Genomic DNA, 4,094 nt, shown 5'->3' with positions numbered 1-4,094 from the left:
GCGGCGAGTGCTGGCGTGGGCGTCGCGGCAAGGCCGGCGCCGGTGATCGCGACGCCGGCGGCCGCCGTACCACGCAGCAGCGTGCGTCGGGAGATGGAGCCTTCAGGGGTACGCGTCATCACGTTTTCTCCGTTCGTGGGACGGGCCGATGGGGGCAGGGGGAGCGGGCTGGCCGTGACGAGTCAGCGGGTGTCGTTCGGCTTCGCTGAGCGGCCGTACGGTGTGGACGGCCGTCGCGGACGGGCTTGTTGGTTGACGAGTCTGCGTGCGCCGTCTCGGCGGCGTCAAGATGCCAATACGAATTAGCAAGGTGGGTCCGGCGGGCTTCGGCCGGTGCTGCCGCCGCGTCGTCGGCCTGTCGGCTGAACCCGGTTCGCTCGCCGTGAACCGGGACCCGCGTCCCTACGTGCAGGGAGCGTAGCTCGATGATGACACGGGCATGTGCTCACAAGGCGGGAGCTGAATGTGGTGTTCGCACGTTCTGGCCGGATCACCCAGCCTCCATCCCGATGGCAGATCTCGCGGCGCGGCGTCGCGAGGGTGGCGGCGGTCGCGATGGTCGCCGCGGCCGGCGTCTTCGCGTTCTCGGCGAGCAACGCCGCCGAAATCCCGAAGGCGGCCCCGCTCGACGCGGCCCTTGTCCCGGTGCTGACGAACGCGGCCTCGCCGTGCACGGCGACCCCCGAGCAGACCAAGGCTGCGCCGGCGGCACCACTGGCAGTCACGCATACACCGCCACCGGCGGTTCAGATGCCGATGAGCAAGGTCGCGCCCGTGTTCCTGTTCGACGGCTTCCCGGACACCGCCGACCTGCGGCTCAACGGGGCGGCGACCGTCTCGGGCGGGCGGCTGGTGCTGGCCTCCGGGCGGGACAAGGCGGGCAGCGCGTGGGCGACCACCACGATCGACCCGTCCCGGTCCTTTAGCACGGGGTTCTCCTTCGAGATCACCAAGATCAGCGACGGGATCGCGTTCGTGATCCAGGGCCAGTCCCGTACCGCGCGCGGAGCCAGTGGCGAAGGGCTTGGGTACGGCGCTCGGCCGGATACCGGCCGGCCGCGGATCCAGCCGAGCCTGGCGGTCGAGTTCGACACGTGGGCCAACAGGTTCGACCCGGTCGACCACCAGCACGTCGCGGTGACGAGGAACGGTGACATCACCCAGCATCTTGTGTGGAAGGACCCGGGCTTCAGCCTGTATGGCAAGGGCGTGGTCAATGTGTGGATCGACTATGACGCCAGGACACACAGACTGCGGGTCTACGCGAGCAAGTCCGGCTTCCGCCCGGCCCACCCGCTGATCACGAAGTCGGTCGACCTGCGGCTGATCGTCGGCGTCGGGCAGGCCTACGTCGGGCTCACCGGCGGCACCGGCATCACGACGGTGGCCGATCCGGTGGAGGCGGTGGTGGCCTGGAATCTGAAGTTGAGGTGAGAGCTGGCCTCCAAGCTCGTGGACCAGCTGCGGGACGCTACCAGGAAGCGGGCCAGTGCTTCGCCCGTGAGGGCGGAGGGTGAAGGCCCGCGCGGGAGGGTCGCCAAGGGCCCCGAGCGTGCCCTGACCAGGACGGCCGCAGGCCAGAGCCTGGTTGCTGGTCCACCCGTGTGTGCTCCGATTGTGGGCGGGTCGGTGACAAGCCGGCGCTGGACGCCCGGTCGTGGGTCTGCCCGTGCGGCAGTGTCCACGACCGGGACGTCATCGCCGCCCAGAACATCAGGGCCGCCGGACGGGCGGACCGTGGAGCGCGGGTAGGACCGGCACCCGTGCCGGCACAGCGCGGTGATGCGGTGACCCACCGGTAGTTGACACCCTGCGGGGTGTAGCAGGCCGAATCCCCGCCATTCATGGCGGCGTCGATGCTGTTGGTCGCCGCGCTGGTCACCCCGCGACCGCCGACGCTGCTGCTCCTCAACGAACCCGAGACGAGCATCCCACCCGGATCCGCTGCGGCCCCTCGCCGGGCTGATCCCCGCCGGTGCGGCCCGTATTCAGGTCGTCGTGGTCAGCCACTCCCGGCCGTCGTGGAACGCACTCGAGCACGACGCCGGCGAGCTGACGACGATCGACCTGGTCAAGGGAGCTCGGTGAGACGCGGGTCGCCGGCCAGGTCGCTTCGACCAGCCGGCGTGGCGGTGGCCCATGCGCTGAACCAGCGCTCCGCCCGGCGCGACCCGAACGGTGGTGCTCGCCTTGACAGGCGGGCACAACCAGGGTGCAGATGAACACCCACGCCACTCCGTACCTCGGGAAGTCGGGGGCGGCGTCGGGTGAGGCCAGCGCGTCCAGGGCGCGGGGTCTGCGGGTCGCCCGACGCCGGCCCGAGGTTCTCCGGACCCAGGACGAGCAGTGCCTGCCGTCCCGCGTCGAGGCGCCGCCACCTGGATCGGCGGTGGTTGCGGTGGCTGCGGATGCGATTCTCCAGGTGATTCAAGGTCCTGCTGGACAACGAGATCGTGGAGGGGTAGGACCGCACCGGCGAGGCTCCCGGTCGGGGCATCGGGTTTTGGTCGATTTGCTGCCGCCTATCCCGCACCGGCAACCGGCAGCTCAATGCCGCCATCCACCGCATCGCCATCACCCAAGCCCACCGGCACCCAGACGCCCGCGACTACCTCCAACGGCGCCGCGCCAGCGGCAACAGCACCACTGAATCCATCCGGCCCTCAAACGACGACTGTCCGACATCGTCACCGAGCACTCCTCACCGACGCCATAGACAGCGACATCAACACGTCCGCTTGACATAGGAGCAAGCGGACGTGACCACGTACCGCTGGCGGCAGCGCCCGGCGCCGACGGTGCGGACGGCGGCGGCGAGGTGACTATCCGTGACCCGCTTCGCAGGGGTTCCGATCCTCCCCGGCCTGAAGGCGGGTATCCACGGAAGGAGTCTGACGATCCGCGACGACGCCCTCCAGGCCGGCAACAGCCCGATCGGCTGAACCGCTGGCGAGTTTGAGTACGGGCCGTGAGCGACCCGGTCCGTTTACTCGATCCGGCCGGGGCAGCCCATAGTGGACGCTGGGTGTGAGCCGCTACATGGCGGCTGTGACAGGCGCTCTTTCGGAAGGATTCTATTCGTGCGGTTGACTCGTAGGCGCACAATTGCTCTGGCAAGCTCGGTGGCTGCTTTTGCTGGCTCGGGGTTTGTGTCCCGGCCCGCAAGCGCTTCGCCCACATCTGACAACTGGAGCTGGCTGCTGCAGCAGTTCGCAAAGTACGGCAACGACGAGAAGGCAACACCCGCGGCTGACGAACTGGTGTTTCTGCCTGCCTATGAACAACTGGCGCTGCTCAATCGGAAGCTGAACCGCGTGTCCGCGGTGGATCTGACCGAGGCGCATTTGCGTCGGCTGCGGCTGGTAAACCCGCGACTGAACGCCTTCGTGCACGTTACAGAGGATTTGGCGCGTGAAGCCGCGGTGCGGTCCGAAGAACGGTATCGGCAGGGCAGGCCGCGAATGCTGGAGGGACTAACCTTCGGCGTCAAAGCGCTCTTCGACTTCCTGGCGGGCGTCCCCAACGACTTTGGCTCTAGGCCGATGGCTGACTTGGGGTTCGTGCCGCCCTCCACCGCGGTGTACATCCAGCGCGCACTCGATGCAGGTGTGGTGGTGCCGGGCAAGACCAATACTCCCGAATTCGGCCATAAGGGCACTACCGACAACCAGGTCCACGGCCCGACAAGCACCCCGTTCGACCTTCGGTTCAATGCCGGTGGTTCCAGCGGCGGTTCGGCTGCGGCCGTGGCGTCGTTCATGACGGCCCTCACTCAGGGCTCCGACGCGGGCGGCAGTGTGCGTATCCCGGCGGCTATGTGCAACATCGCGGCACTCAAGCCAAGTATTGGTCGCTGGCCGCAGGAAGCTCCGCCGATTGCTGCCGCACCCTTCTTCACCCCCGGCCCCATGGCGCGGACGGTGGCAGACGTCGCCATGCTGATGCAGGCCATCAGCGGACCGTACGAGGGTGATCCGTTGAGTATGGACGGCTCGCTGGACGTGACTGGTCAGGTGCTCGTCGGCGGGTCGGCTTGACCTGGGGCGTTCGGGTTGGATCATGGTTGGGTGTGCGGAACGCCGTCGATCGTGGAG

3 protein-coding genes and 1 pseudogene are annotated in these 4,094 nt (G+C 68.3%); 3 read left to right on the top strand and 1 reads right to left on the bottom strand.

The features are described 5' to 3' along the window. Positions 1-465: 465 nt before the first annotated feature. Positions 466-1,434, top strand: coding sequence for a hypothetical protein (locus tag AB0G14_RS34890; protein ID WP_357704930.1), 969 nt, complete (start codon positions 466-468; stop codon positions 1,432-1,434). Between the two features lie 170 nt (positions 1,435-1,604). Next, entirely contained in the window at positions 1,605-1,802 is a 198-nt protein-coding gene (locus AB0G14_RS34885; RefSeq protein WP_357704927.1) for a zinc ribbon domain-containing protein, read from the top strand. 533 nt (positions 1,803-2,335) lie between these two features. Here AB0G14_RS34885 and AB0G14_RS34880 read toward each other — a convergent pair. Beyond that, positions 2,336-2,473, bottom strand: a pseudogene (locus tag AB0G14_RS34880) (IS5/IS1182 family transposase); the annotation flags it as partial. 607 nt (positions 2,474-3,080) lie between these two features. Here AB0G14_RS34880 and AB0G14_RS34875 point away from each other — a divergent pair. Then, a complete protein-coding gene (locus AB0G14_RS34875; protein WP_357704926.1) occupies positions 3,081-4,037 on the top strand; it encodes an amidase in 957 nt (318 codons plus the stop codon). The last annotated feature ends 57 nt before the right edge of the window (positions 4,038-4,094 follow it).

Origin of the sequence: Micromonospora sp. NPDC023814 (genome assembly GCF_040639595.1) — a bacterium.
Taxonomy (GTDB): Bacteria; Actinomycetota; Actinomycetes; order Mycobacteriales; family Micromonosporaceae; genus Micromonospora.
The sequence above is the reverse complement of the archived record's forward strand: the minus strand, read 5'-3'. Positions and strand labels throughout refer to the sequence as shown.